Origin of the sequence: Oceanobacillus jeddahensis, from assembly GCF_000750635.1 — a bacterium.
Taxonomy (GTDB): Bacteria; Bacillota; Bacilli; order Bacillales; family Amphibacillaceae; genus Oceanobacillus; species Oceanobacillus jeddahense.
The window spans coordinates 321,900-346,979 of record NZ_CCDM010000006.1 but is presented as its reverse complement, the minus strand read 5'-3'; the positions used below and the strand labels follow the sequence as shown (position 1 = coordinate 346,979).

Annotated in this window: 29 protein-coding genes; 6 read left to right on the top strand and 23 right to left on the bottom strand. The window is 38.3% G+C overall.

Translation table 11 applies throughout. From position 1 onward, the window contains the following. Nucleotides 1-201 precede the first annotated feature (201 nt). From BN986_RS22530 to BN986_RS22480, 11 genes are all read right to left on the bottom strand, one after another. Nucleotides 202-906 carry an ABC transporter permease gene (locus BN986_RS22530; RefSeq protein ID WP_187378607.1) on the bottom strand — a complete coding sequence of 235 codons (705 nt, stop codon included), beginning with the start codon at nucleotides 904-906 and terminating at the stop codon, nucleotides 202-204. Further along, the gene (locus BN986_RS22525) at nucleotides 906-1,913 is read right to left on the bottom strand and encodes a LytTR family transcriptional regulator DNA-binding domain-containing protein (protein ID WP_040984397.1); all 1,008 of its coding nucleotides are present in this window, start codon (nucleotides 1,911-1,913) and stop codon (nucleotides 906-908) included. Before BN986_RS22525 ends, BN986_RS22530 begins: the two co-directional genes overlap by 1 nt. A 290-nt stretch (nucleotides 1,914-2,203) precedes the next feature. Next, nucleotides 2,204-2,431: a hypothetical protein gene (locus BN986_RS22520; protein WP_040984395.1), complete on the bottom strand. Its 228-nt coding sequence runs from the start codon at nucleotides 2,429-2,431 to the stop codon at nucleotides 2,204-2,206. Nucleotides 2,432-2,523: 92 nt separating this feature from the next. After that, the gene (locus tag BN986_RS22515) at nucleotides 2,524-3,021 is read right to left on the bottom strand and encodes a small multi-drug export protein (RefSeq protein WP_040984393.1); all 498 of its coding nucleotides are present in this window, start codon (nucleotides 3,019-3,021) and stop codon (nucleotides 2,524-2,526) included. 316 nt (nucleotides 3,022-3,337) lie between these two features. Further along, nucleotides 3,338-4,825 (bottom strand): sodium:solute symporter family protein, encoded by a 1,488-nt coding sequence (locus tag BN986_RS22510; protein ID WP_040984391.1) that lies wholly within the window; start codon nucleotides 4,823-4,825, stop codon nucleotides 3,338-3,340. After that, nucleotides 4,822-5,070 (bottom strand): hypothetical protein, encoded by a 249-nt coding sequence (locus BN986_RS22505; RefSeq protein ID WP_040984389.1) that lies wholly within the window; start codon nucleotides 5,068-5,070, stop codon nucleotides 4,822-4,824. Before BN986_RS22505 ends, BN986_RS22510 begins: the two co-directional genes overlap by 4 nt. Nucleotides 5,071-5,400: 330 nt before the next feature. Continuing rightward, nucleotides 5,401-6,156, bottom strand: coding sequence for an alpha/beta hydrolase (locus tag BN986_RS22500; RefSeq protein WP_040984388.1), 756 nt, complete (start codon nucleotides 6,154-6,156; stop codon nucleotides 5,401-5,403). A gap of 38 nt (nucleotides 6,157-6,194) precedes the next feature. Continuing rightward, on the bottom strand, nucleotides 6,195-7,106 hold the full coding sequence (locus tag BN986_RS22495) for an iron-hydroxamate ABC transporter substrate-binding protein (protein WP_040984386.1): 912 nt from the start codon (nucleotides 7,104-7,106) through the stop codon (nucleotides 6,195-6,197). 37 nt (nucleotides 7,107-7,143) lie between these two features. Beyond that, nucleotides 7,144-8,178, bottom strand: a complete 1,035-nt coding sequence (locus tag BN986_RS22490) for a FecCD family ABC transporter permease (protein ID WP_040984384.1) — start codon at nucleotides 8,176-8,178, stop codon at nucleotides 7,144-7,146. Further along, nucleotides 8,175-9,209: a FecCD family ABC transporter permease gene (locus BN986_RS22485; protein WP_040984382.1), complete on the bottom strand. Its 1,035-nt coding sequence runs from the start codon at nucleotides 9,207-9,209 to the stop codon at nucleotides 8,175-8,177. The genes BN986_RS22490 and BN986_RS22485 overlap by 4 nt, the downstream gene beginning before the upstream one ends. A 46-nt stretch (nucleotides 9,210-9,255) precedes the next feature. Continuing rightward, nucleotides 9,256-10,092 (bottom strand): ABC transporter ATP-binding protein, encoded by an 837-nt coding sequence (locus tag BN986_RS22480; RefSeq protein WP_040984380.1) that lies wholly within the window; start codon nucleotides 10,090-10,092, stop codon nucleotides 9,256-9,258. Nucleotides 10,093-10,364: 272 nt separating this feature from the next. On the opposite strand from BN986_RS22480, the gene BN986_RS22475 reads away from it, so the two are divergent. The 4 genes from BN986_RS22475 to BN986_RS22460 all read left to right on the top strand — a co-directional run bounded on the left by BN986_RS22475 (nucleotide 10,365) and on the right by BN986_RS22460 (nucleotide 13,528). Beyond that, entirely contained in the window at nucleotides 10,365-10,985 is a 621-nt protein-coding gene (locus BN986_RS22475) for a TetR/AcrR family transcriptional regulator (protein WP_040984378.1), read from the top strand. 68 nt (nucleotides 10,986-11,053) lie between these two features. Beyond that, nucleotides 11,054-11,785 carry an ABC transporter ATP-binding protein gene (locus BN986_RS22470; RefSeq protein WP_040984376.1) on the top strand — a complete coding sequence of 244 codons (732 nt, stop codon included), beginning with the start codon at nucleotides 11,054-11,056 and terminating at the stop codon, nucleotides 11,783-11,785. Then, on the top strand, nucleotides 11,757-13,319 hold the full coding sequence (locus tag BN986_RS22465) for a hypothetical protein (RefSeq protein WP_040984374.1): 1,563 nt from the start codon (nucleotides 11,757-11,759) through the stop codon (nucleotides 13,317-13,319). Before BN986_RS22470 ends, BN986_RS22465 begins: the two co-directional genes overlap by 29 nt. Nucleotides 13,320-13,330: 11 nt before the next feature. Beyond that, entirely contained in the window at nucleotides 13,331-13,528 is a 198-nt protein-coding gene (locus BN986_RS22460; RefSeq protein WP_198136801.1) for a DUF1648 domain-containing protein, read from the top strand. 461 nt (nucleotides 13,529-13,989) lie between these two features. Here BN986_RS22460 and BN986_RS22455 read toward each other — a convergent pair whose 3' ends face one another. The 7 genes from BN986_RS22455 to BN986_RS22425 form a co-directional block, all read right to left on the bottom strand. Continuing rightward, nucleotides 13,990-14,925: a YitT family protein gene (locus tag BN986_RS22455; protein WP_052401077.1), complete on the bottom strand. Its 936-nt coding sequence runs from the start codon at nucleotides 14,923-14,925 to the stop codon at nucleotides 13,990-13,992. A gap of 170 nt (nucleotides 14,926-15,095) precedes the next feature. Beyond that, complete coding sequence (locus tag BN986_RS22450; protein WP_040984370.1) at nucleotides 15,096-15,320, bottom strand: hypothetical protein; 225 nt, start codon at nucleotides 15,318-15,320, stop codon at nucleotides 15,096-15,098. Between the two features lie 207 nt (nucleotides 15,321-15,527). Beyond that, nucleotides 15,528-16,529: an acrylyl-CoA reductase family protein gene (locus tag BN986_RS22445; protein ID WP_040984368.1), complete on the bottom strand. Its 1,002-nt coding sequence runs from the start codon at nucleotides 16,527-16,529 to the stop codon at nucleotides 15,528-15,530. A gap of 72 nt (nucleotides 16,530-16,601) precedes the next feature. Further along, the gene (locus BN986_RS22440; RefSeq protein ID WP_040984367.1) at nucleotides 16,602-17,387 is read right to left on the bottom strand and encodes a MerR family transcriptional regulator; all 786 of its coding nucleotides are present in this window, start codon (nucleotides 17,385-17,387) and stop codon (nucleotides 16,602-16,604) included. Further along, nucleotides 17,362-18,291 (bottom strand): DUF2268 domain-containing putative Zn-dependent protease, encoded by a 930-nt coding sequence (locus BN986_RS22435; RefSeq protein WP_040984365.1) that lies wholly within the window; start codon nucleotides 18,289-18,291, stop codon nucleotides 17,362-17,364. The genes BN986_RS22440 and BN986_RS22435 overlap by 26 nt, the downstream gene beginning before the upstream one ends. A gap of 175 nt (nucleotides 18,292-18,466) precedes the next feature. Continuing rightward, nucleotides 18,467-18,892 (bottom strand): DnaA N-terminal domain-containing protein, encoded by a 426-nt coding sequence (locus BN986_RS22430; RefSeq protein ID WP_040984363.1) that lies wholly within the window; start codon nucleotides 18,890-18,892, stop codon nucleotides 18,467-18,469. A gap of 99 nt (nucleotides 18,893-18,991) precedes the next feature. Continuing rightward, nucleotides 18,992-19,501, bottom strand: a complete 510-nt coding sequence (locus tag BN986_RS22425) for an 8-oxo-dGTP diphosphatase (RefSeq protein ID WP_244445071.1) — start codon at nucleotides 19,499-19,501, stop codon at nucleotides 18,992-18,994. Between the two features lie 49 nt (nucleotides 19,502-19,550). On the opposite strand from BN986_RS22425, the gene BN986_RS22420 reads away from it, so the two are divergent. Continuing rightward, complete coding sequence (locus BN986_RS22420; protein ID WP_040984359.1) at nucleotides 19,551-20,186, top strand: pentapeptide repeat-containing protein; 636 nt, start codon at nucleotides 19,551-19,553, stop codon at nucleotides 20,184-20,186. A 90-nt stretch (nucleotides 20,187-20,276) separates the two neighbouring features. Further along, a complete protein-coding gene (locus BN986_RS22415) occupies nucleotides 20,277-21,209 on the top strand; it encodes an aldo/keto reductase (protein WP_040984357.1) in 933 nt (310 codons plus the stop codon). Between the two features lie 58 nt (nucleotides 21,210-21,267). Here the strand turns inward: BN986_RS22415 and BN986_RS22410 are convergent, their stop codons facing one another. The 5 genes from BN986_RS22410 to BN986_RS22390 form a co-directional block, all read right to left on the bottom strand. Beyond that, the gene (locus BN986_RS22410) at nucleotides 21,268-22,449 is read right to left on the bottom strand and encodes an aminotransferase (RefSeq protein ID WP_040984355.1); all 1,182 of its coding nucleotides are present in this window, start codon (nucleotides 22,447-22,449) and stop codon (nucleotides 21,268-21,270) included. Next, on the bottom strand, nucleotides 22,446-22,940 hold the full coding sequence (locus tag BN986_RS22405) for an Lrp/AsnC family transcriptional regulator (protein ID WP_040984353.1): 495 nt from the start codon (nucleotides 22,938-22,940) through the stop codon (nucleotides 22,446-22,448). The genes BN986_RS22410 and BN986_RS22405 overlap by 4 nt, the downstream gene beginning before the upstream one ends. A gap of 208 nt (nucleotides 22,941-23,148) precedes the next feature. Beyond that, nucleotides 23,149-23,775 (bottom strand): LysE family translocator, encoded by a 627-nt coding sequence (locus tag BN986_RS22400; protein WP_040984351.1) that lies wholly within the window; start codon nucleotides 23,773-23,775, stop codon nucleotides 23,149-23,151. Between the two features lie 18 nt (nucleotides 23,776-23,793). Beyond that, nucleotides 23,794-24,216, bottom strand: a complete 423-nt coding sequence (locus BN986_RS22395) for a DUF2000 domain-containing protein (RefSeq protein ID WP_040984349.1) — start codon at nucleotides 24,214-24,216, stop codon at nucleotides 23,794-23,796. Further along, complete coding sequence (locus tag BN986_RS22390; RefSeq protein ID WP_040984347.1) at nucleotides 24,216-25,043, bottom strand: AraC family ligand binding domain-containing protein; 828 nt, start codon at nucleotides 25,041-25,043, stop codon at nucleotides 24,216-24,218. The genes BN986_RS22395 and BN986_RS22390 overlap by 1 nt, the downstream gene beginning before the upstream one ends. Nucleotides 25,044-25,080 lie beyond the last annotated feature (37 nt).

The window sequence follows — 25,080 nt, the reverse complement described above, 5'->3', positions numbered from 1 at the left end:
TATAAAAAAGCAAATAATGGATTGATTTACACCTTATCGTACAAAAACATTCATTTAATGCTTATTTCTTATATTTGACTCTTTTTGTTCAATTGACAAATAATTCAGACTTATAATTTTGAACGTGATTTTACTTATTTCGTAAACACTTCCAAAAAAAACAGCAGATAACTCATCTACTGTTTTAATAAATTTATTTTCCTAATTAAATTGCTGCTTTTTGTACCAGCTTATAAACACTATCATTACCGCTGCCATCCAAATCAAAGGTACAGCTAAATAAGAAAAAAAGGATTCATTGAAATAGATTTGTTCAATTCCATAATGAATATGATAATTAGGAAAAATTGCCAGCCAGGGCATCGCTTCCCTGCTGCTATTCATCAAAAGACCTTCCAAGAAAAAATAGAATATCATAATTGGCGAGCCATAAAGACTGACTTCAATTGTGTTCTTTGTTTTTATTCCTAAGAAAGTACCTGCAATTAACATCATCATTATGATAGGCAAAACAAGTATACATAGCTGTAAATGAAACAGAAGATGATCCCCATAAAGTACAAAGAAAAGAATCAATATAAGTACCGTTGTCGTAAAAGTTACCATCATTTTAGACAGAAGAATTTCTTTTAGCGAAAAACCAGCCTGCTTCAAACGCCGGATGGTCCTTTGCTCCTTTTCTTCTACTACTAGATTTCCCTGCATCAGCAATGTCAGCATACCAAAAACAAATGCAAACACAAACGAAACCGGAATTTCCTCGTGTGGAAGCAAGGCAAACAACGAAATCAAAATAGCACCTGTAATCAGGTTAAAGAGCACCTGCCCATTCCAGCGCAAATCACAGATGTCCTTATAAAGCAATGCTCTTAAGCGATACAAATGTCCCGTTTTTTCATTTTTCATCATAAATGGATCAACTCTTTCAGCTTACTATAGTTTCCTTTTGATAATGGAATGGTGCTTTTCGATGGATTATCCAGACTGAGACTGTAGCTGTTTTTGCTCCAAATAATAATTTCCCATACCCGCTGCAGGTTAACCAGATAGGATCGGTGACAGCGAAAAAAGCCCAAAGGCTGCAGCCGGTCCTCTAAACTTTTTATTGTATTGGACGAGGCAAATTCCTCATTATTCACAAAAAGATATGTCTGCCCATCACGAGCCTCTATATAATCAATTTCAAGCGGATTAAAAAGAATGATTTTATCCTCGATTTTTGCACTAATCTTATCCAATTGTACCTGCATACTTGTTATTTCTTCCTCTGGTTCTTCTTCCACCATATTTTCAGCATCTTCTATATCCTGTTCCAGCTGCTGGACGCCCCGTTCGGAATATCGATAAACCGAGTCTCCAAGTCGAATGGCTTCTTCTAAGGTCGGCGTAAACAATACTACTGCTGCGCCTTTATCCGCTAAATGAAGCAGCAGATTATGAAGTACATGCTTGGATTGAAGGTCCAATCCAAGGGAAGGATCTTCAAAAATATATACTTCTGCCCGCTGGATCAATGCGGAAGCAAATAGCAACCGCTGCTGTTCGGATAATGTCAGCTGTTTTGTTTTCTTCATTGTACAATGCTGCAATTCACATAGGTTTAAAACGAATTCTAAATCTGCCTGATGCCGATATAATTTGCACCAAAATAGAAGCATCTGCTTCACGTTTAACCGTTTATATAAACCGTCCGTCTGCTGAAACAAATACACATTTTGAAATCCGCCTTTTGGCAAGGTAATCGCTTCTTTTTGGATATGTTCCGGATGATTTAACAGAGCAAACAGGCGTCCAATATATTCATTTTCACACTGAACAGCAATGATGTCCCCTTTTTGAACAGTCAAGCTCAACTCCGGCAGCAGGACTGTATTTTGTTCAATTTTTCTTAGCTTGTTAAAAGACATTACCATCCAAACGACTCCTTTATTCGATCCGTTATCTTAGTTTCAATATTATAGAGGTTGTTCAAAAAATCCAATAAAAATGACACGGCGTTCTACTAAGAACGCCCACGTCGTGTGGGCAACATAGAAGCCACCCCATCCTGCGGAAGTGCGTTGACGTGTTTTTTCCGATACTCACGTATTATAAAGCATACGCTCCGTTCAGAAAAAACATGTCGCCTTGAACTTCTTGGTCTTATTTATCGGCTTTTTTTGAACACGCACTTATAGGAAACATCCTCATTTAACCATTATTTTTAATACTTGCTCGAATTTCCATTTGAGCTTAAAGATGCTAACAAAAACGAAAGAGCAACAATCAAAGCAATGCTGATAAAGCCGGCAGGAATAAACCACCCAGGAGCTTCATACTTTGGCAAGGCGGGAATAGCCTGTGACAAAGGCTCATAGATAACCAGAAATGGAATAACCGCAAACAAAATCATCAGTACAGCTACACCTGTCTGTTTTATTTTTTTCATCATGTATCTTCTCCTTTTTAAAATTTGAAATAGATGAAGGAATATCTAAATATTTCTGTTTTTACTTACATTTAACGGTCTCCTCCGCTTTAAATTTAAGAAAATGGATTCAGGTTAGGAAGATATTCCAAAAGATTGACACCATAATGAAAAGCTGCCCCCAATGCAACAGACCATGCTCCTATACCGATTGTCTGCCAAATACTCACATATGATTTTTTTGCTCCTGACGCAATAGATATTGCTGCACATACGTGATAACAAATAATCGGACCAGCAAAGGATAAACCTGCAACTCCATATTTATTGAATATATTTTGTGCACGGTTTTTCCGTTTACTTCCTTTATTTTTCTTTCCAGCTATTTTCTTACGCAAACCGGAAATAAGCCAAATAAACACCATGACAGACAACCAATTGCCAAATGCACCAATCAGGACAACCTGCATACTTGGAAAACCAAATACAATCCCAATTGGAATGGCTACATAGGATTCAAAAAAAGGGACAATTGAGATAAGAAACACACTTACATACTGTACCCATGTTTCTGCTTCCATCAGCTTAACTAGTAAGTCTTGAAAAAACTCCATAAACTAATTCACTCCTCATTTGTTTGTTGTTTCAAGCATATGAGAGAAGTAGTGTGGCTGCATTAAATGCCGGATGAAGAGAGGGAAAACAGGATGGAACGGAAGCTGGATTATGATGAATGGTACCCGTTTTTTATGAAAGACGGTTAATTATCATTTTTGTCGAGAAGACTCCATCCTCAGATTTTGTTTAAAATCAAGATGGAGTAGTTCAAGAATGTGTGGAGATAAAGGATGACTCCATTCCCTGTAAGAAGGCTGTACAAAAATAAAAGAGAGACTGACATCAGACATCAGTCTCCCTTTTAAAATCATCTTAAGATATTTCTTTCTGCAGCATCTCTGCTTCATTTTTTGGGACTTTCAAGAAAAAACTTAAGCTGATACATAGAATAAAGTTAACCGCTAAACCCCATAATCCACTGGCAATCCCAAAAGGCTGTTGACCAGTAAATGCCATGATCGAAGCAATAATCGTCCCTGCCAGCATACCTGTAAATAACGCATGGCGATGGAGCTGTTTCCAATAAAGACCTAAAAGAAAGGCTGGGGCAATTTGAATCAACAATTCAAATTTCAAAATAAAAATTCGATACAGTGTTGCCGGCGGATACCAGGCAACCAATAGTAAAATAATTACAATTGCAACTCCTGTTAATTTACCGACAAGAATTTGCTTTTTATCACTGGCATTTTTATTGATATAGCGTCCATAAATATCTTTAGAAATAACAGATGATAATGTCAGCAATACGGAATCCGCAGTAGAAATAATCGCAGCAACAATCCCGCCAAATAAAAGAACCATCGCCCAATAAAAGAATGGATTTTGCATCGCAATATGATTAGCCATCATTCCCACTAATTGTTCCGAATCTCCTTCACTCAAGCCGGGAAAAGCTTGAATACCGATAATTCCGATAATAAATACAAATCCGGAAGTGACAAAAGGCATCCATGCCATCCAGGATAATGATTTCTTTAACGATTTTTCACTCTTGGCAGCGAAAATTCTCTGAATCGCATGTGGATAAATGGCTGCTCCAATCATAACCAGAATCAACATACTATACCAGCTCAGAATACCACTGCTATCCGGCACTCCAAGTTTTTCCGGAGAAATCGTCGCGGCATATTCTGTTGCAGAAGGCAGACCACCAAAGTAAATCATTGATCCAATCAGTAATATTGCTACGCCAAAAAGCAGCGCAATTCCCTGCATGGTATCCGTATACGCAACAGAACGCATTCCTCCAAGCCAGCCGTAGATAATCATAACGGTAACAAAAAATACTACAGCAGCCTGGTAAGGAATGGTTCCTCCTGTTAATCCACTAACACCATGGCCGATGGCAATAATTTGTTCCAGCAAAAAATTTCCTAATCCGTAGAGCATTAATAAAGATGCAAGCAGCGTAACTGCTTTTGATTTAAATCGCTTATCAATATAATCTGACGGTGTAATAAATTGATATTTTTTACTCAGTGCATAGAGTCTAGGAGCAAACATTAAATAGCCTATTACAATCAAAATAAAAAAAGTAATGGACTGTATCCAAAGAAATCCCATACGATAAGCAGTGGGCGCATAGCCAACAACGGTATTTCCGCTGTACTGTGTTGCAAAAAAAGTAAAAAATAAAACGAAAACGCTAAGGTTTCCCCCGCCTAAATAAAACTCTTTATTTGACTGGTGAAGCCCTCTGTTTCTCCAATATGTAATAAATCCGATAAAAAGCATGAGAAAACCATAGAAAAGCATAATAATAATACCAGAGCTTCCTGAAAATGCGAGATCATTCATTGTTCCTCTTCCTCCTCCCGCATTTCTTCCTCATCCGTCATATGCCAGCAATATTTTAAAATAAGCGTTAAGACGATAGATATGATGAGAGAAATCCCTAATATAATCCAAGCCCAGTAAGGTATCCCTAAAATAAATGGTTCATAGGATCCTGTTGGTAAATACCACGGCACACTAAAAATAAGTAAAATAAGTAAAATAATCCAAATCTTCCAATTTTTAATTGGTTCCTTTTTCTGCGTCATTTTTCCTCTCCTATTTTTCTAATTTAACAAAATTATTTTTTCATAATTAGAACATTTCAAAGATAGTTAAATTTAACTTTATAAAAATCCATTCATTATGTCAATCTGAATCAAGTATTTTTTTATGAATTATGAAAATTTATTTTCCAGTTAATTCCTTGGACATTATTTTTACTAGAATTAACTTCTAGTACACTACCAAAATAATCTTTGACTGAATGATTTAAATCGGCTCTTTCGGAACTATACATCGTGTTATGTATAAATTGTTAAGGAAAGCTCGACTATTCACTAAAAAAGGAATCCCCTCAAAGAGATTCCTTTTGTATTTTATCCATGCAAAAACCGCATCCCCCTGCTAAACACAGCAGGTACAATAGACATATGGTTCTCTCTTTCTGGTGCAAAAAAAGCTGTTTTTAAATCTTTATTGCACCCAGAAAGATTTTCATACATGGCAAGACCGTTTGCATACATTTGCTTGTTTTCCACAGGCTCTGCAGCAATAAACACTCCCTTGACATGTTTATCATTGATATTTGTTTCATAGGATAGAATCGCCTGCTTATTCCACCATATGGAAGGACTGCAAGCGAAATAAAGACTGAAAAGACGAGAGCGCTGAAATAATGTATATAAAACAAATAAACCGCCGAGAGAATGGCCAAAGATTGTTTGCTTCTGCTGATTTGTTTTATATTTGTTATGGATAAATGGGATTAATTCGGCTTCTAGAAAATCCATGAATTTCTCTGCTCCGCCATGCTCCGGCCAAGAAGACCCGTCTGGCCTTGCCGGCAGCTCTACCTCTGCAGCAGATGGAGTAAAATCATATACCCGATTAGAATGAAACGGCTCCCCGCCCTCATATTCGATACTAACTAACAGCATCGGCTCGATCCCTGTCTTCTCTGAGCTCCTGCTTTGCAGCTTTATCATTTCACTGAAAAGCGTGCCATAAGCATTTCCATCCAAAATATACAACACAGAAAATCCGTTGTCTGGAACTGGCTGCTCTGGAATGAAAACATTTATAATATAAGGGTGATGCTTTCCAGAAAACTGAAATCTTTCATTGCGATACATGGAATGACTACCTCCTGTGATGAGTTAGAAAAGCTTTCTTATTGAAGAAATCCTTCTTCAAAAATGTCCAGTAAATATTCCAGTGTTGCCGGGTCGCTGTAGCTTGCCTCTTGTGTATCAATTTCGATTACCTGATTATTTTCCACTGCCGGAATTGACTGCCATGTTTCACTTTTTGTAAATTCATTCTCTTCGCCCATACTGCTTAAAACGATAAAATCTCCAGCATATTCTGGCAATGTCTCCTGCGATAAGTTGTAATAACCGTCAGCAAGTGCACCCTCTTGTACTTTTTCAGGCATCTCCAGCTCCATTGTCTGGTATAATATTTCTGTCCCGCGGGCCCAATTATCTCCAAAGACAGCGAAATTTTTAGAATCTGTTTCAAATACAGATACGGAAACATCTTCCCTGTGCTTTTCCTTTATCTTGTCACCGACTGCTTTCGCACGTTTAGTGAAGTCATCCACCCATTCCTGTGCTTCTTCCTCTTTATTCAGAAGTCTGCCAATCTCTATTTGCTGTTCCAGATAATCCAGCTTTCCCCATGTGTAAATAACAGTCGGAGCAATCTTTTCTAACTCATCCAGATTCTCCATATGTGATCCAGCGATAATTAAATCCGGTTCCAGCGCCAAAATACCTTCTGGATCATTTTCCGAAACTATTTCTATATCTGCCATCTCTTCTTCAAAAAGCGGACTCGCTTTTGTCCATTCATCGACCCCTACTAAATTTCCGTCTAAAGCGAAGACATTCGGTCCATTTGACAGTGCAACAATTCGCTGCGGTTCAGCAGGCATTTCCACCGGACCTGTTTCTGATTCATACGTAACGGTTTCATTTGATGCTTCTTCTTTCCCGTCATTTTGTTTGCCGTTTGACTGATTGCTGCAGCCCGCAATAACAAGACAGAGTAAACATCCAAAAAGAAATAGTAATTTTTTCATTTGTTTTCCCTCATTCTATTTTTATTGTTTTAAACTATTAATCTTTCAGCCTCGCTAATAAATATAAAAAGTATGGCGCTCCAATCACAGCGACGATAATTCCTGCCGGCACTTCCGGCTGTTTAATGAATCCGCCGATCATATCTGCTAAGAGCAGTAACAACGCCCCCATCAAGCCTGAAACTGGAATCACATACTCATGCTTGTCTCCAACCAGCTGTCTGCTGAGATGCGGAGCAATGAGTCCGATAAATCCAATTCCGCCGCTGACAGAAACACTCGCTGCTGCAAGACCGACAGCGGAAGCCAGTAACACACGCCGCTCTTTTTCTAAATTTGCTCCTAACCCAATGGACGTTTCTTCCCCTAATTGGAGAATATTCAGAACCGTTGCTTTGGAATAAACAAACGGTACCAGGATAACAAGCCACGGAAGTAATGCTAGAACAAACTTCCAATTAGAGCCCCATATGCTTCCCGCAAGCCAGGTTGCTAGAAATTGATAGGTTTCCGGGTTCAATCGCAGTGTTAATACAATCATTAACGCATTGATACCGGCTGCAACTGCAATTCCTGTCAATACTAGCCTCATCGGCGAAATTCCCTCAGATCGCTTGTAAGAAAGCAAGTAGATGATAAGGGCAGCACCTGCTGCTCCAAAGAAAGCTAAAAACGGCATCAGAAAGACAGATATCGTTGTTGTTACTGCAAAGAAGGATAAAAAAAGCATAATAGATAAACCTGCTCCAGCATTAATCCCAATAATTCCGGGATCTGCCAAAGGGTTACGAACAATCCCCTGCAGCACGGTTCCTGAGATTGCAAGGCCCATTCCTACCAGTAAAGCAATAATCATACGCGGCAAGCGAAAATCAAATAAAATAAGCGCCTGCTGCTCTGTGCCTTGTCCAAATAAAGTAAAAATAACCTCTGTCGGTGTTAAGTAAATGCTCCCTGTATTTAAGCTGATAAAAAATATGATAATAATCAGAAAGACTAAGATAACACTGACCAGCCCTGCTCTTCTCGCTTTTCTGACTTGGCTATACTGTTTGTTTTTCTGTGATGTCATGCCATTCCCCCACCCTTTCTTGCCAAGTATAAAAAGAAAGGCACGCCCAATAAGGCAATTAATGCACCAATCGGCATTTCATGAGGAGGGCTGATGATACGTGCTGCTAAATCCGCTAACACAACCAGTAACGCACCATAAATGACCGTTCCGGGAATAATCCAGCGGTAATCGTATCCAAACAGCCAGCGGACCATATGCGGTACAATCAATCCCACAAAACTCACCGCGCCGACGACAGAAACAGCCAGACCAGCTAATACAACAATAATCAAGGCAGCAGTTAATTTAATGCGTCCAGTTTTCGTACCCAGCCCAACCGCAACTTCTTCTCCCAGACTTAATAATGTAATTGAGCGGGATATTATCACTGCGGCGATAACTGCCAGCAGCAGCCAAGGTGTAATGATTTGCAAATGGCCCCAGCTTGTGCCGGAAATACCGCCTGCATACCAGAATGCTAAATCCTGCCCAATTTCATAATAAAGAGCGATTCCTTCACTTAATGCTCCTAAAAGGGCACTGACTGCTGCACCAGCCAACACTAAACGGATTGGTGTCAGGCCATTTTTTGATAAAGAACCGATGCCATATACAATTCCAGCACCAAGTGTAGCGCCGAGGAATGAAAATAAAATCATATATACATATGACAGATGTGGAAAAAATGCAAAACAGCATGCTAGCATAAACACGGCTCCGGCATTTAATCCAAGCAGTCCGGAATCAGCAAGCGGGTTACGTGTCATCCCTTGCATTAATGCCCCAGATACAGCAAAACAGCTGCCGACAATTGCTGCTCCAAGAATACGCGGAAAACGAATTTCCCTGATAATTTGATGCTGCTGCAAGTCCGGATCAAATTGAAATATGGCCTGCCAGACTGTTTTCAATGGCATATCCGCAGCGCCAAGGGATACAGCCAGCAGCAAAGATAATAGTAAAAGGAAGCTCCCCGCCGCTAAAATAAGCACATTCCGGACAGGCCGCACGGTTTCTTTGACTTTTTTTAAATCTTCTAGTTCATTCATTGGTTAGTACCTTTCATTGTTTACTTTTACTATTTATCATAAATGCTTAACCTGAGACCTTTTGATGGTATGGTTTAGATGAAGCGCATGCAGATTCCGCCTGACATAACTGATACGATAAGCAAATCGGATTCGCACTATGCGGACACCTTGCTAGATGTGCATCAATTTGAAAAACCTGCTGCAGATTACCACAGGTCATCACATCCTCTGGTGTTCCATCGGTTAGAACCTCTCCATCACGCATCGCAATCATATAATGCGAGAAGCGGGAAGCATGGTTTAAATCATGCAGAACCATAATAATGGTACGTCCTTCTTCTTTATTAAGGCGCTCCAATAAGAGTAAAATGTCTAATTGATGTGCCAGATCTAAATAAGTAGTCGGTTCATCCAGCACAAGAATTTCTGTCCCCTGCGCTAAAGCCATTGCAATCCACACCCGCTGTCTCTGACCGCCGGATAAAGCACTGATTGCCCGCTCCTGAACTTCCGCTAATCCTGTCACCTCAATTGCCCAGTCAATGTATTCGTAATCTTCCTTCCTTAGAGAGCCCATCCCTTTTTTATAAGGAAACCGGCCATAAGAAATTAATTCATATACGGTCAATCCGCCAGGCGCTTCGGCAGTTTGAGGCAGGATAGCCATGCGTTTTGCAATCTCTTTTGTATCAACCTTATGAATTGCCTCGCCTTCTAAAAACACTGCACCACTTTTCAAACTTAAAATGCGGGCAATCGTTTTGATGAGTGTTGATTTCCCACAGCCGTTTGGACCGATAATCGTCGTGATTTTATTGGCCGGGATCGAAATGCTAAGGTCTTTGATAATTAACTCATTCGCATAGCCGACATCAATTTCGTTTATTTCGATTGCTTTCATTGGCTCTCCTCCTTTTTTATGACATTTTATTTTTGATAATGATAATCATTATCATTGATAACGATTATCATTATTGATTAAAAAGATGATCTTGTCAAGATAATTTTTAAAAACTATACTTACAGACTACAAGTTATTACGTATACCTAATAAATGTATCAAAATCAGTTGAATCAATGACATGAAAGCAGTTGGCTATTAAATATTTAACATCACTATATTGACATTTTGTCAGTCGTCTGTATATACTATCCTCAAAGGAGGTATATAACATGAGAGATGTGAAATTACCTGAAGTTCGAAAAGCTGAAATCCTTGATGCTTCGATGAAGCTGTTTACAGAAAAAGGCTACTTGCAGACAACTACACAGGATATTATCAACCAAGTAGGAATTTCACGAGGACTGCTTTATTATCACTTTAAAAATAAAGAAGAAATTCTTTATATCCTGGTTGAAAAATCTGTTAAGCCACTTATCCTGCAGATGGAAATAATCGTTAACGATACTTCATTGAGCCCAATAGAGAAGTTAAAACAGTTTTTACAAACAACGATTATTCAAGAAGATTCGGTTACAGAGGAGAAAGTTACTTTGCAGGAAACTGTTCAGCTGGAAGAAAACAGATATATGATGGACCGTTTTTATCATAAATTTATTGAAAATCTGCTTCCTTTATTTACAAAAGTGATAGTGGAAGGAAAAGAGCAGAATGTTTTTCAAGTAGCTTACCCTTATGAAACTGCTCATTTTTTAGTAACAGGATATGTTTTTGTTTCAAATGACCTCAAGCTAAAAAAATTAGCTGTAGAAGAAATGGAAATTTACCTAGAAGCTTTTAAGGGAGTTTTAGCAAAAACGCTGGGGATTGAAGAATCGATTTTAAATTGGTAACCAATGTACCTTACTTCATTGGTTTCTTTTATCACTACGACTGACATTTTGTCAATAGGAGGGAATTTATGTTAAAAGCAAATCATGTTTCAAAAATATACGAAGACGGTACAAAGGCAATTACAGATATTAACCTTCACGTTCAAAGCGGCGATATTTACGGATTTATTGGAGCGAATGGAGCAGGAAAATCCACGATGATCAAATCAATTGTTGGTATTCATCCATTTAATGAGGGAGAAATCTCGATTGATGGTTACTCCATGAAAAACGATCCTGTTCTTTGTAAGAAAAGAATGGCTTATATCCCAGATACCCCAGACCTTTATGAGCATTTAACCGGCATGCAGTATATCAACTTTATAGCGGATATTTTTGAGGTTTCTCTTTCTGAAAGAGAATCATCCATCGAAAAATACAGCAGCCTGTTCGAAATGACTGGCAAGCTCCATCACAGCATCGCTTCCTACTCTCATGGAATGAAACAGCGGATTGCAGTCATTGCTGCTCTGGTACCTCAGCCATCCCTATTTATCTTGGATGAACCATTTGTCGGCCTGGATCCAACTGCTTCCTTTCAATTAAAAAAACTGATGCAGAAGCATGCAGATAATGGCGGTGCCGTGTTCTTTTCTACGCACGTCTTAGAAGTTGCCCAGAAGCTTTGTAATAAGGTAGCCATTATTCATAAAGGAAAGCTTGTCAAAAACGGCTTAATGGAAGAGGTTGCCGGCTCAAAAACCTTAGAAGACATTTTCCTGGAGGTTCGCAATGAATCAAAAAATATGGATATTATTTAAAAATGACCTTGCCAACAGCATTCATCTCCATGATTTATTTCGTTCCGGTAAGCAAGGAAATGGAGGAAAAATAACGGCTGTTGTTCTGCTTCTTATGGGAATACTTCTGCTTACTTATAATATACTGACAGCCAAAACATTGGTCAGTCTTGGCCAGACAGCTATGATTCCGGGATACATGCTTTCTGTTTCCAGCATCATGATGGTTTTCTTATCGTTGTTACGAGCGAATGGAACAATCTTTGGCAGCAGCGATTTTGAACAGCTGGCTGCTTATCCCGTCAGTGAAAAAGAAATTTTTATCAGCAAGCTGCTTCACCTCTATTTTTTCAATTTACTGATTGGTCTGTTATTCAGCCTGCCTGTTTTATTCGTCTGGGCCACAAATGCTCTTGTCTCGCTGATTTTAATTATCCTGTTTTGCATCACAGCGCTGGTTGCCCCTGTGATTCCAATTTGTATCGGTGTCATTTTTGGAAGTCTCGTTTATCGAATGGCGGCTTATTTTCGGCAAATGAATCTGATTGCTGTCTGTTTATCTCTGTGTCTATTAAGTGCTTTCAGCTATTTTATCATGACGCAATCTAACCAAACAGATAGCATGCAAGATATCGGAACCGTTGTATATAGTCAGATGACAACTATGTATCTGCCTTCTGTCTTATTTCAATTTAACAGCATTGCAGACAGCTTTTCTATTCTAACTTTTCTCTTTATCAGCGGTTTATTGTTTTTAGTGCTTACCTTTTTCGGCAGCAGATACTATCGCAGATTGAACCTGCGCCTTCTCGCTTTAAAAAGCACCAACCATATGAAACCGCGAACGATCAAACAGCGACGTATCTTCGTTGCTTTATGGAAAAAGGAAATAACTGCTTTATTCAGCTCTTACAACTACTTGCTGAACTCGATATTAGGCACCGTGCTGTTAGTTTTTATTAGTATGGCATTACTTCTGTTTGGATTTGAAAAATTAACAAAGATTATTCCGCTTCCTGTTTCTATAGAAACCGTTGCCAATCTATTTCCCATGGTTGTTGCAGCAATGCTGTTAATCAGTAATCCGGCAGCTGCTGCACTATCCATGGAAGGGAATAAAGTCTGGATTTTAAAAACACTGCCGATTGAGCAAAAAAGGGTGGTCCATGCTAAATTAGCCTGTACCTTTTCCCTGCATTTTATTGGTTTTGCTATTAGCATCCTAGCTTATATCATCCGTTTATCCCCAACGATAGAGCAGCTGATCTGGGCCATCCTTATTCCAGTAAGCTATTCCGCTTTTATCACGACATTTGGATTGATGCTGAATTATTTCTATCCACATTTCAGCTGGAAAAACGATATGTATATTGTTAAACAAAGCCCGCCTGTTTTGATAGCAGCATTTACCGGGATGACATTGATGATCGTGCCGCTAGGACTTATTTTATTTCAGATGCTCCCGTTGTTTGTGATTTATCTGGCACTTTGCATTCTATTGCTCGGTCTAGCTATGTATTTTTATCAGCGGACCTGCACGATAAAATTTATATAAGGAGAATGATGATGAAAAAGGATATCGCGGTATTTTTAATCATGTTTGTTATTTTGTTTGGCATTATTTTATTTTTGCCTGATTCGATTCCGATTCATTTTAATTGGCGAGGAGAAGCAGATATTGTTGTTCAAAAATTTTTTCTTTTGATTGGGGTGATTATTCCTTACTCTGTTTACTGGCAATTTTTTAGAGAAAAGAAGAATTAAGATTCGATAAAAAAGAGCGTAAATTCTCTTATAGAATAGAACTTCATTACCAATTTGTATACTATACTAAATTTATCAATAAACCAATTGCATATGAGGGGCGCGCACCGTTATACCTTCTTGTCTTTCAAGAGAAGGGAGGTGACGCTAATGAATATTGAAAACGTATTAATATTGATGATTTCATTTGGATCATTAATTGCGTTTATCATGTCTGATAACAATAAAAAATAACCCCTCATATGCTTACCAGGCGTTAGGGGTTATTTCATAACTAAAACGCCAACCCTCGAATAGAGAATTGGTTTATTGTACCGTTTGGTGCTGACACACCAAACGGTTTTTTATTATTATACGATTCTATATTAAAATTATACTCGAAAACAGGAAGAAAGACAAATGAAATATAAGCGAAGCACGAGCGGTAGAGTACAACGAAAGAATATATCCTGAAAAAGATTTTACTTTTTGCGTTCAATAGCGGCATCAGCAGTCGGTGTAAAACTCTCTTCATCCGCCTGCTTCTTATAATAACGGCGTTCCAGTATCTTGCTTCGGAATGTCTTCTGACCAGGATGATGAGCTTCTGCAAAGCTTCCTCCGGTCACGTCTTTTACGGTGTGCACCACTGTAAATGCATTTTCGTCAATACTGCTGACCAGTTTTTTCAGATAGAATAACCGCTGCTTCGGGATGGCGACGTAAATCAGATTTTCCTCGACGCCATCTGCATTTTTCTCTGCTTTTAATACAGTCGTATGCGTACCCAGACTTGTTTGCAGTGCATTTTCCACTTCTTTTGTTTTATTGGAAAAAATATGCACCACTCTTTTTGCTTCAAAACCTTCTAATACATAGTCCGTTACCCTTTTTCCAATAAATAGTGCAAGCACCGTATACATCGTATACACGGGGCCAATCACAAAAATCCCGGCAACGACAACAGACGCATCCAAAACAAAATTGGTTCCTGTCAATTCCCAGCCGAATTTATAGTTTAACATGCGGGCGATGGTCGATGTCCCTCCGGTCGTGCTTCCTGAACGGAAAATAAGTCCAAAGCCGACACCGGTAAATACGCCTGCAAAGATTGCTGCCAGAAGGGGGTCTGGTATTCCTGAAGTTAAATCTTCGAGGATGTATATAAAAAATGAAAATAGCGGGATGGTTACGAGTGATTTGATAATCATATCTTTTGGTAAATACCGAAATCCGATCAGAAGAATAACTGTATTCAGAATAAACGTTGTCATTGCAGGTGATATATCTGTTTCATGATAGATAAGCAGGGACAGTCCCGGTACTCCGCCCTCTGCCAAAGAGTTTGGCATAGCAAAAACAGCTACAGAAGCGGCAAAGAAAAAAGTGCCGGCAATTAAAAATACATAGTTCTTCATACATTATTCCTCCTTGTATTAAGTTGTGTGAATGAGTATTCAAAGCGGCTGGATTACACCCGAAAAAATCTTTTCCTAAACTGCCCGGGAAAAGATTGATATATAAATAATACGGATATTAAGTTATCTGAATTACTTGGATGATCAGGAAAAGAAATAAAAAAATAGAATTAGCTGTCTTTTCCGTTTAAATGATTACGATATTCATTATACTTTTTTCGTTGCTTCAGACGGTAAACAGATACAACTATCCCCCCTGCTCCAATAAGAGGGAACGCCCAATATAAAGGTTCGTCCGTTTGGAAATACATCCAGGGTCCAACGATTACCGGTGCCATACCTGAAACGATAAAAAACAGAATAATCTTTATTAAGGGTGCGGGTTTTTCCTGCATCTTATCAGCCCCTTTAATTTATTCCAAGTGCAACGCTAATCCGCTAATATCCAATTAACAGTAAGCACACAGGCTAACTGCCTTATACTGATCACTTTACCGTACTTAGCACATATTTTCAACAGCTGGACGCAAATGTTTTATTCCCTGATTCTATTTAAAAAGGAGAGCCATTATTTTCCGGCTCTCCTTTTTCATTCTCTATCATTATTCAGCTTCTAAATTCACAAGCACTCTGCCTAAATGTTTACTCTCTAATACAGATGGCAGCAGCTCCGGCAAGTCCTCTAATTCTGCTTCTTTATATACGAATTCCTCAAGATTATCTAATTTCAGATCGGAAGCTAACCGTTCCCAGATATGCTTCCGTTCTTCCATTGGACAATAGACGGAATCAATCCCAAGCAGGGAAACACCGCGTAAAATAAACGGGAAAACCGTTGAAGGAACATTTACACCAGCTGCCATTCCACTGACAGCAACACTGCCGCGATAGTTGATTTGTGCCAGTAAGGAAGCTAACGGTTCTCCGCCTGCTGCATCAACTGCTCCTGCCCATTTTTGTTTATCCATCTTTTTCAATTTTCCATTATAAACTTCTTTTCTATCAATCACTTCATTTGCACCTAATTGTTGCAGATATGCTGCTTCATCGCTTTTTCCGGTACTTGCTGCTACCTGATAGCCTTTCTTTTTCAAGAGGGAAATAGCAATACTCCCGACGCCGCCTGTTGCTCCTGTAACCAGCACAGGTCCATTTTCCGGTTTCAATCCATTCTCTTCCAATCGTTGCACGGATAAAGCAGCAGTAAAACCAGCTGTTCCCAATATCATGCTTTCTTTTAAATGTAACCCTTCCGGAAGTGGGACAACCCACTCTGCTGGAACACGCGCATATTCGCTGTAGCCGCCAAAATGAGAGACACCTAATTCATAGCTGGTGACAATGACTTCATCACCTGCTTGATAACGATTATCCTTGGATTCAACCACTTCTCCTGCTAAATCAATTCCCGGGATAAAAGGGTAGTCCTTTACAATATTACCATTTGGATGAGCAGCGAGTCCGTCTTTATAGTTAATTCCACTATATTTTACTTTGACCAGAATGTCGCCCTCAGGCAAATCAGAAGGTTCGATTTCTTTTACATTTAGATTCAAATTCTCATTTTCTTTTTCTATGACAAGTGCTTTAAATGTGTTTGCCATCATATGACCTCCATCTGACTATACATATTCTTAATTAATTATCCCCTGAATTTAGGCGCTTCAATCATGTGTTCATTTATTTTCTACATGTGAAAGCCGCTCGTTTTTACAATAGCACATAATAGCTTGATGGATAAATTCATTCAACTTATCGTCACCAAATTGATTAATATATGCTTTAAATCCTTCATCATCCTTATACGTATAAGCAATGCATTGGAGAATTTCTGTATCACAAACCATAAACTGTTCTAAATAGCTTTTCCACTCACGGACGATCTGCTGTACTTTTTCAGAAGCAAGTGATTCCTTTGAAAGCTTGGCAAATTGCTTAAATACATCTTCCATGTTTTGATCAAAAGCTTCAAATACGGTTGCTCTTTCTTCTTCAGGAATTTGTTCTATATTTTTTTCATATTCTTGATACTTTGCTGTGTCTCCATAGACATATTTTGCTTCCGCATGATACTGTTCTTTTAATGGCAAAATATTACCTTCATGAAAAACGTCTAAATAAGAAATATCTTTTCCTGAAATAAAATCTTCTAAATTCATTAATGTCCGCTCAAGGTTTTGCTTTTTTATTTGCACTGCTTGATAATGTCCAGCCAAAATAGCTTGTTGCTCCTGCTTAGGCATCTGCATAATGGTTGCAATTTCCTTCAGTGGCAAGTCTAATTCTTTTAACATTAAAATCGTCCGCAATTTTTTTAAATCCTCTTGGTTATACAGCCGGTAACCTTTATCTGAATAACTCTCCGGCTTTAATAAATTGATTTCATCATAATAATGGAGCGTTCTTTTCGTTACGCCAGTTATTACAATTACATCTTTAACGGTGTAATATGGTTTCTTCATCCCAATATTCTTCCACCTCACTTAATATCTTATCAGCTGAGAGTGTCGTTGCTTCCACAATCGATTTTCCTGTCTTTTGCAGGTAATACTTTACTAAATAGTACCCGCACACATACCCAGCGCTATGCGGTACGCCCCCAGCAACCGGTAACCCCTGTAATTTAGCAACTTCATCTCCATAAAGATATGCCATAATTTGTTGTAATCCAGTTATTTCTAAATGTTCTCCCAAGATCGGTTTAATGACATGATTCAGTGTGTCGGCATCTGTTTTGCTGACCCATGGTCCAATTAAATCCTCGCCATATATAGAAGTTGCAAAGTTTTCTGCCAATCCTTCACTTACAATTAATTCCCCAAGGGTGATTTTGTCATTCCATTCAATAAATTGATAACGGACATTATGGTTACATTCATGAGCTAATGCAGGTTTTAAGCGTTCCAGTGTATACTCATTTGGAATCAAACTTAAAAAAATATAGCCCGGAATCCCTCCTTCTCCACTGTAACCTTCACTCAACTGCAAGATTTCACTGTCTGGATCCCCTAATAAAACCGTAAATAAGTAATCAGATACAGGCAGGTGAATTCCATGCTGCGTAAATTGGTTTAAGCAGTATTCCAATGCTTGCTTTAACTCATGCCATAATGTATCAGAAGAAATTAATTTCAGCTCTGGTTCAATTTCTGGCGTTATCATTTCCGGTGATCGATGTGCCATATTATTGATCGTCATTACATCAAATCCATTTTCCTCCTTCGACCAGAATGGAATCTGTTGTATTTCCCACTTTCTCATGAATGGCCCTAGCATCTCCTGACGATACAATTCTCTTTTTTCCTCTTGTGGACAAGCAATAACTCTTTGATAAATTTTATCTGACCGTAATATGTTAATATTCATTTTATCACACCTTTTCCTATTTTGGTTTTTAACTTACAGTATCACGTAACGTGACGGTCAAGATAAAAATAAAGAATTCCTTACATTCCCATAAAAAATCCCAGTAATCGGATTACTGAGATTTTTTAATCTATCATGATTAGGAGAGAGGACTCCCACTGAATGAAGTTTCGTTTTATTTCACCTGCTCTTCCAGCTTACTTATTCTTTCTTCCAGTTGTTCTGCTTTTTCATCCAGCCGTTTCACATCGATTAGTTGCTGAATCTTGTGCTCTAATAAGTCTATCTTTCTTTCCAGCCTGCTGATCTTATCTGTGTCGTTTGGAGACGACTCAAAGTAAGCATTGGGAAAAATAGATGTCAAATTTTCTTCAGCAACTTGAAAACGAAGGCTGTAATCTTCTCCTGTTACTTCTTTCACAGTGTTTGCAATCAATTCACTATATTGTTCCTCCAGCCAATTAATTGTAAATTCATTTGGTGCATAAATAGTTAATGTATTCGCCTCTAGCTCCACCGATGTTTTTTTAAACCATGTATCAAAGCTGGGTTTAGATAACTGTGCACTTATTTTTTCTAATACATTTTGCCACATTTCCATGATACTTTCCTCCTGCATTCTCATTATGTTTGTTGTTTTTTCTAATTGTTTTCAGTGCTTTATAATACTGTGCTTCTGAAATAACAGACAGTAGCAGCATTATAAAAGAACAACCGTTGGCTTTTCTCCCTTCTGATCATAATAAAACTCTGAAATTTTCTCATCCACAAATACCTTGTACATCTCTAAAAAATCATTTGCTAATGTATAATTCGGCAATTCACCTTTTTCAATCCAAAACACCTCTCCTTCATCTGAGCTCTTTAAATCTCCAGAAAAAGAATTCGTTTTATAAAACAAAACAACATACCTTTCATCTTGATTTGTCTGGAATTGCTTCGTTCCGCAAAGTACAGGCTGTTTGATATGTAAGCCTGTCTCCTCCTCTACTTCCCGTACGACAGCATCATGAAAAGATTCTCCTTTTTCAATATGTCCTCCCGGAAAAGTAATTCCCGGCCAGTTTTTATTTTGCCTGTCCTGCACTAAAATTTGCCCTTGTTCATTTTCAATCATACACATATTTGTAAAAATTGCTGCTTCCGATCGTCCCATTTGTCTTTCCTTTCCCTTTTCGTCTATTATTTTAATTAATGATAAGTATACCATTGGAAAATAAACGTTGAAACAAAAAGAATACAGAGAAAGAAGGTATAACATGAAAATCGATATTCCCAAGATTTCCCCCGCGTTAACAGAAAAAAGATTTACGGATATTTTTTTCGAAGAGGACCCTTTACTGGAAACATGTGAAATAAGTGGAGCAGAATTTACCAATGAATCTGTAGAACGTGTACGGATTTATGATGCTGTTATTAAAAATTGCCAATTTAATCAGACCGACTTTGAAAATATAGAGCTCACGGATGTTCGCTTTGAAAATTGTGATTTATCAAATGTAAATTTAACAAAGTCCTCTATTCATCGGGTAGAATTTATTCATTGTAAACTGGTCGGGTGTGAATTCCCGGAATCATCCATCGGCAATGTTCGTTTTGATGATTCTACATTAAATCTGGCTACTTTCGGAAATGCTAAACTGGAGAAGGTTATATTTCATGAATCCGTATTAACAAATGTAGATTTCTACAATTGTAAATTCAAAAAAATCGAATTCAATCGCTGTGATCTAAATGAAGCGAATTTTGAACAGACTTCTTTAAAAGGAATCGACATCAGCTCTTCCAGCTTTGAAACATTAACTGTTTCCTTAGAAAGCTTAAAAGGCTGCAAAGTCTCCTCTTATCAAGCCATTCAATTTGCTTCCTTAATTGGATTAGTCGTGAAAGAGTAAAAAACAAATGCATTTGTTAATTCATGTTTAATCATCCTATTTTGTGGTATATTCATAATATAGTAATTCAATCGGAAAAGAGGTTTTAAAATGGCTAAACATGTAAATTTAGGTAAGTCAGATATTTCTGTACACCCTATCGGCTTAGGAACCAATGCGGTAGGGGGTCATAACATTTATCCCGATATGCTGGATGAAGAACAGGGAAAAGATGTTGTCCGCACGGCGCTGGATAATGGTATTAATATGCTGGATACAGCGTTTATTTATGGACCGGAGCGCTCGGAAGAATTGGTTGGGGAAGTTATCCAGGAATATAAGCGTGAAGATGTTGTACTGGCAACGAAAGCAGCGCATAAATTTGTCGGAAACGATACAGTAATGGATAATTCACCCGCATTTTTAAAACAATCTGTAGATGATGCATTAAAACGTCTGCAAACAGATTATATTGATTTATTTTATATCCACTTTCCTGATGAAGACACACCGAAAGCAGAAGCTGTTGGTGCTTTAAAAGAATTAAAAGACGCAGGAAAAATTCGCTCCATCGGAGTTTCCAACTTTACACCCGAGCAATTACAGGATGCTAATCAGGACGGTTATGTGGACGTTCTCCAAGCAGAATATAACTTATTAAATCGTGACGCAGAGAAAGACTTTTTCCCTTATACAGCGGCAAATAATATCACATTTATTCCTTATTTCCCATTGGAATCCGGTTTATTAGCTGGTAAATATGATAAGAACACTACTTTTTCTGATTTACGGGCAAAAAAACCAAATTTCCAAGGGCAGCAGTTCCTCGATAACCTGGAGAAAGTTGAGCAGGTTAAAAAGATTGCTGATAAATACGGAGAAGAGGTTGCACATATTGTTTTAGCTTGGTACTTCTCTCAAGACTCCGTTGATGTGATTATCCCTGGCGCAAAACGCTCAGAACAAGTACTCAGCAATCAAAGAGCTGCTGAGATTTCATTATCTGAGGATGATATGCAAGAAATTAGCAATATCTTTTCTTAATTGTTTAAAGAAAAACCCGCCTATTGTTTCAATTTAAAAACAATAGGCGGGTTTTTGTCTACAGATATTTACTCACAAAACGATTCATCCGCTTCGTCGCTTCCTGCAAGTTTTCCATGGAAGTCGCATAGGAGCAGCGAATATGGCCCTCTCCGCCAGCGCCGAAAATATCCCCCGGCACGACAGCGACATGCTCTTCATATAATAATTTTTCCGCAAATTCTTCAGAAGTTAATCCAGTAGCTTTAATCGACGGAAATGCATAAAATGCGCCTCCAGGCATATGGCATGCTAAGCCCATTTCTGCAAAAGACTCTACAAAAAATCCGCGTCTCTGCTTATAGGATTGCGTCATTCTCTCTACATCATCCATCCCGCTCTTCAAAGCCTCTAACGCTCCATATTGCGCCATTGTCGGTGCACACATTAAGCTATACTGATGCAGCTTCAGCATGGCTGCTAACAAATCGGGCGGTGCCATCACAAAGCCCAAGCGCCAGCCTGTCATCGCAAAAGCCTTGGAAAATCCGGAAATTAAAATCGTTCTCTCCTTCATCCCATCCAGCGCTGCAAAGCTGACATGTTTATGGTCATAGCTTAATTCTGCATAAATCTCATCAGAAAAGACAATCAAATCATGCTCTTCTGCTAAAGTTGCTATTTCCTGCAGATCTTCTTTTAACATCACAGCACCAGTAGGATTATTCGGGAAACTGATCATTAACGCTTTCGTTTTTTCTGTGAGCACTGCCCGAATCTGTTCCGCTGATACTTTAAAATCATCTTCTATTTTTGTCCCTACCGAAACCGGAACACCACCTGCCATGGATACAAGCGGCGCATAGGATACAAATCCGGGTTCGACAATAATAACTTCATCGCCAGGATCCAAAATAGCGCGGCAGCCAATATCGATCGCTTCACTTGCTCCAACAGTTACCAGCACCTCTGTTTCCGGATCATACTCCACATCAAAACGCCGCTCCATATACTTTGTAATTTCCTGCCTTAATTCAAGGACGCCTGCATTTGCTGAATAGGCAGTAAACCCTCTTTCCATCGAGGAAATGCTGGCTTCACGAATATTCCACGGTGTTGTAAAATCAGGCTCTCCAACACCTAAGGAAATAATATTATCCATCGAAGAAGCTAAATCAAAAAACCTCCGGATACCGGACGGCTTAATATCCTGTATACGTGATGATAAACGGTTTTTGTTTTTTACACTTACTTGACTCATGGTGTCACCACAATTCTGCGATCTTCTTCGCCATCTTCAAAAATAATCCCGTCATGCTTATACTTCTTCAATTGAAAATGCGTGGTCGTTGAAATCACCGAATCTATTGATGATAGCTTTTCCGAAACAAAGCGCGCAATCTCCTGCATCGTCTTTCCTTCAATCACTACCTGAAGATCATAAGCTCCGGACATAAGATATAAAGCCTGCACCTCTGAAAAGCGGTAAATACGTTCTGCAACCTCATCAAATCCAACACCTCGTTTTGGGGTTACCTTCACATCAATCATCGCTGTCACCTGTTCAGCCTGTGGCACTTTACTCCAATCCACCACTGCCGAATAGTTTAAAATGACTTTCATCTTCTCCAATTTTTTTAGAATCTCGTTAATTTCTTCTTCACTTATATTTGTCATTTTCGCTAATGTATTTAAATCAATTCGCGCATCTTCTTCTATAATTCTCAAAATTTCTAATTCTTTTTCTGTCATGATCCTTTGACTCCTTTACCTTTTCTGTCCAGCATCCAATTCCGTATTTGGATTATATCTCATCATAACATATTCGATATAATAAATTCATTTCTGTCCCCAAATATTTTAAATCTTTTGTTTTAAATGCACAAATGCTGTCTGTTTTTGGAAGTTAAAGGAACGAAATATGATAAATTGTCAAAGCATCTTTTATAAAAATCGTGTTTTAAATAACTGTTTTCACCCCAAAACCCATCAATAGAATTCCAGTACATTTTTGAAGTATTTTTTGTAATAGTGGTTTTTTCAACCATCTCTTCATCGCATCTAAAAAATATATGAGTATTAAAAACCATCCAGCAGCAATTAATGTAAGAATAAAACCTAGAGTAATTAACTGTAAATGAATATTCCCGCTTAAATCTACAAATTGCGGCATAAAACTGATATACACTAAAACAGTTTTCGGATTCAATATATTGCTGATAGATCCTTGTAAAAAAGAACCTTTATAATAAAATGTTGCTGTTTTTCTATGATCATTTTTCTCTGATACCGTGTCCATGGAAAAAGTATCTCTTGAAATGAAAGTCCTGACACCTAAATAAATGAGGTAAACAGCTCCAAGATATTTAATCGTATTGAAAAGAAAAACAGATCGAGCAATGACAATGGATAAACCAAAAACAGCAATCATCGTCCAGAAAGTGAGTCCAGCCGCTATCCCGAGTATGGTAAAATAGCCAGCTCTTGTACCATAGCTAAATGTATTTTTCATCACCAATACGGTATCTGTCCCTGGCAACATGGACATCATCAATGCCATCAGGAGATATGCCAGTAAATTATCCATCCTGCATCCTCCTTCCAGCTACCGTAATAACGCAAGGCTGCCCGTTAATCGATTCACTTTTTTCTTTTCTCCATAAATCCCCAGTCCATAGTATTGATAATCTGATTTCGATTTTTCCTGAAGCTTTGCTATGTATTCCTCATACGTTTTACATCTTTGTGCCGCGTTGGAAAAGTCAACGACAGTCAGATCTGAAAATTTATCTGTCATTGTCTTATCTCTTAATTGATGAAGCAGTCCGGTATCACCTTTTAAGATAGGAATAGGGTTTTTTACAATTCCTGCATGCTCCACTCCTGACAAATCAGCTACATCCTCTCCTACTATTTCAGGTGCTTCCTTTCCTAGTGTTACACCAAGGATAGCTGCCGTATTGGCAATTAATCCTAAAGGAAGATTTTCATCAATAACCAGAACACATTTCGTTTCTACCGAATGCATTATACCTCTCCTTTCTTTTCAAAAATCTTCATGTATTGCTTTGGTGTTAATCCAATCATGCTCTTAAAAAATCTAGTCAAATGACTTTGATCACTGAACCCAGTTAGAAAAGCAACTTCAATTGGCTTAATTTCTTGTTCTAACATTTTTTTTGCGTGATTAACCCGAACCGTTTCCAAATAGCTGTAAGGAGAAATTCCTTTTTGTCTGGTGAAGGTTCTCAATAAATGGTATTTGCTCCATCCTGTTAAATCGCTTAACGCCTGTAATGAAACTTTTTGAGTATAATGCTCCTCTAAATAATTGCTGATTTCCTGCACTTTTTGGGAAGATTCCAGCCCCTCTTCCGGTATAGTCAGGTCTGAATTTATCTCAATAAGCTCTTCTATTAAATAAAGAAACAGTTCTTCTTTTTGGAATGCTTCTTCTTTCTCCAGTATTTTCACGTGAATGTCTTTTAAAGCAGATGATACCTCACTCTGATACAAAACATTTTCTTTAAAACGGGGAAGAACCTCCTCTCCTTTCATCTCAAACATCGCTTTTTTCATCACATTCGCATTTACATTAATACAGCGGTAATCCAGTGTTCCTCCATCTACCTGCTCACAGCTGTGCGTATCATAAGGATTGAAAATAAGTACATCTCCGGGCTGAATAACATATTCTTCTCCCCGGCAGATCAATTCACGCTCTCCTTCCTCGATAAAACCAATCACATAATAATCATGAAAATGCGCCGGAAACTTTTGCGTAATTCCTTTAAAACGATATGCTTCCACATCTAAATCCGGATCCAAATAAATGGTTCGCGTTTCATCTGGCATACGTGCGCCTCCCTCTTTCCATTACTTTATCTTCTTC

What these genes read in the sequence shown, in the direction of transcription:
- BN986_RS22530 (WP_187378607.1), bottom strand. Translation starts at nt 906, where the DNA reads ATGAAAAATGAAAAAACGGGACATTTGTATCGCTTAAGAGCATTGCTT.
- BN986_RS22525 (WP_040984397.1), bottom strand. Translation starts at nt 1,913, where the DNA reads ATGGTAATGTCTTTTAACAAGCTAAGAAAAATTGAACAAAATACAGTC.
- BN986_RS22520 (WP_040984395.1), bottom strand. Translation starts at nt 2,431, where the DNA reads ATGATGAAAAAAATAAAACAGACAGGTGTAGCTGTACTGATGATTTTG.
- BN986_RS22515 (WP_040984393.1), bottom strand. Translation starts at nt 3,021, where the DNA reads ATGGAGTTTTTTCAAGACTTACTAGTTAAGCTGATGGAAGCAGAAACA.
- BN986_RS22510 (WP_040984391.1), bottom strand. Translation starts at nt 4,825, where the DNA reads ATGAATGATCTCGCATTTTCAGGAAGCTCTGGTATTATTATTATGCTT.
- BN986_RS22505 (WP_040984389.1), bottom strand. Translation starts at nt 5,070, where the DNA reads ATGACGCAGAAAAAGGAACCAATTAAAAATTGGAAGATTTGGATTATT.
- BN986_RS22500 (WP_040984388.1), bottom strand. Translation starts at nt 6,156, where the DNA reads ATGTATCGCAATGAAAGATTTCAGTTTTCTGGAAAGCATCACCCTTAT.
- BN986_RS22495 (WP_040984386.1), bottom strand. Translation starts at nt 7,106, where the DNA reads ATGAAAAAATTACTATTTCTTTTTGGATGTTTACTCTGTCTTGTTATT.
- BN986_RS22490 (WP_040984384.1), bottom strand. Translation starts at nt 8,178, where the DNA reads ATGACATCACAGAAAAACAAACAGTATAGCCAAGTCAGAAAAGCGAGA.
- BN986_RS22485 (WP_040984382.1), bottom strand. Translation starts at nt 9,209, where the DNA reads ATGAATGAACTAGAAGATTTAAAAAAAGTCAAAGAAACCGTGCGGCCT.
- BN986_RS22480 (WP_040984380.1), bottom strand. Translation starts at nt 10,092, where the DNA reads ATGAAAGCAATCGAAATAAACGAAATTGATGTCGGCTATGCGAATGAG.
- BN986_RS22475 (WP_040984378.1), top strand. Translation starts at nt 10,365, where the DNA reads ATGAGAGATGTGAAATTACCTGAAGTTCGAAAAGCTGAAATCCTTGAT.
- BN986_RS22470 (WP_040984376.1), top strand. Translation starts at nt 11,054, where the DNA reads ATGTTAAAAGCAAATCATGTTTCAAAAATATACGAAGACGGTACAAAG.
- BN986_RS22465 (WP_040984374.1), top strand. Translation starts at nt 11,757, where the DNA reads ATGAATCAAAAAATATGGATATTATTTAAAAATGACCTTGCCAACAGC.
- BN986_RS22460 (WP_198136801.1), top strand. Translation starts at nt 13,331, where the DNA reads ATGAAAAAGGATATCGCGGTATTTTTAATCATGTTTGTTATTTTGTTT.
- BN986_RS22455 (WP_052401077.1), bottom strand. Translation starts at nt 14,925, where the DNA reads ATGAAGAACTATGTATTTTTAATTGCCGGCACTTTTTTCTTTGCCGCT.
- BN986_RS22450 (WP_040984370.1), bottom strand. Translation starts at nt 15,320, where the DNA reads ATGCAGGAAAAACCCGCACCCTTAATAAAGATTATTCTGTTTTTTATC.
- BN986_RS22445 (WP_040984368.1), bottom strand. Translation starts at nt 16,529, where the DNA reads ATGGCAAACACATTTAAAGCACTTGTCATAGAAAAAGAAAATGAGAAT.
- BN986_RS22440 (WP_040984367.1), bottom strand. Translation starts at nt 17,387, where the DNA reads ATGAAGAAACCATATTACACCGTTAAAGATGTAATTGTAATAACTGGC.
- BN986_RS22435 (WP_040984365.1), bottom strand. Translation starts at nt 18,291, where the DNA reads ATGAATATTAACATATTACGGTCAGATAAAATTTATCAAAGAGTTATT.
- BN986_RS22430 (WP_040984363.1), bottom strand. Translation starts at nt 18,892, where the DNA reads ATGGAAATGTGGCAAAATGTATTAGAAAAAATAAGTGCACAGTTATCT.
- BN986_RS22425 (WP_244445071.1), bottom strand. Translation starts at nt 19,501, where the DNA reads ATGGTATACTTATCATTAATTAAAATAATAGACGAAAAGGGAAAGGAA.
- BN986_RS22420 (WP_040984359.1), top strand. Translation starts at nt 19,551, where the DNA reads ATGAAAATCGATATTCCCAAGATTTCCCCCGCGTTAACAGAAAAAAGA.
- BN986_RS22415 (WP_040984357.1), top strand. Translation starts at nt 20,277, where the DNA reads ATGGCTAAACATGTAAATTTAGGTAAGTCAGATATTTCTGTACACCCT.
- BN986_RS22410 (WP_040984355.1), bottom strand. Translation starts at nt 22,449, where the DNA reads ATGAGTCAAGTAAGTGTAAAAAACAAAAACCGTTTATCATCACGTATA.
- BN986_RS22405 (WP_040984353.1), bottom strand. Translation starts at nt 22,940, where the DNA reads ATGACAGAAAAAGAATTAGAAATTTTGAGAATTATAGAAGAAGATGCG.
- BN986_RS22400 (WP_040984351.1), bottom strand. Translation starts at nt 23,775, where the DNA reads ATGGATAATTTACTGGCATATCTCCTGATGGCATTGATGATGTCCATG.
- BN986_RS22395 (WP_040984349.1), bottom strand. Translation starts at nt 24,216, where the DNA reads ATGCATTCGGTAGAAACGAAATGTGTTCTGGTTATTGATGAAAATCTT.
- BN986_RS22390 (WP_040984347.1), bottom strand. Translation starts at nt 25,043, where the DNA reads ATGCCAGATGAAACGCGAACCATTTATTTGGATCCGGATTTAGATGTG.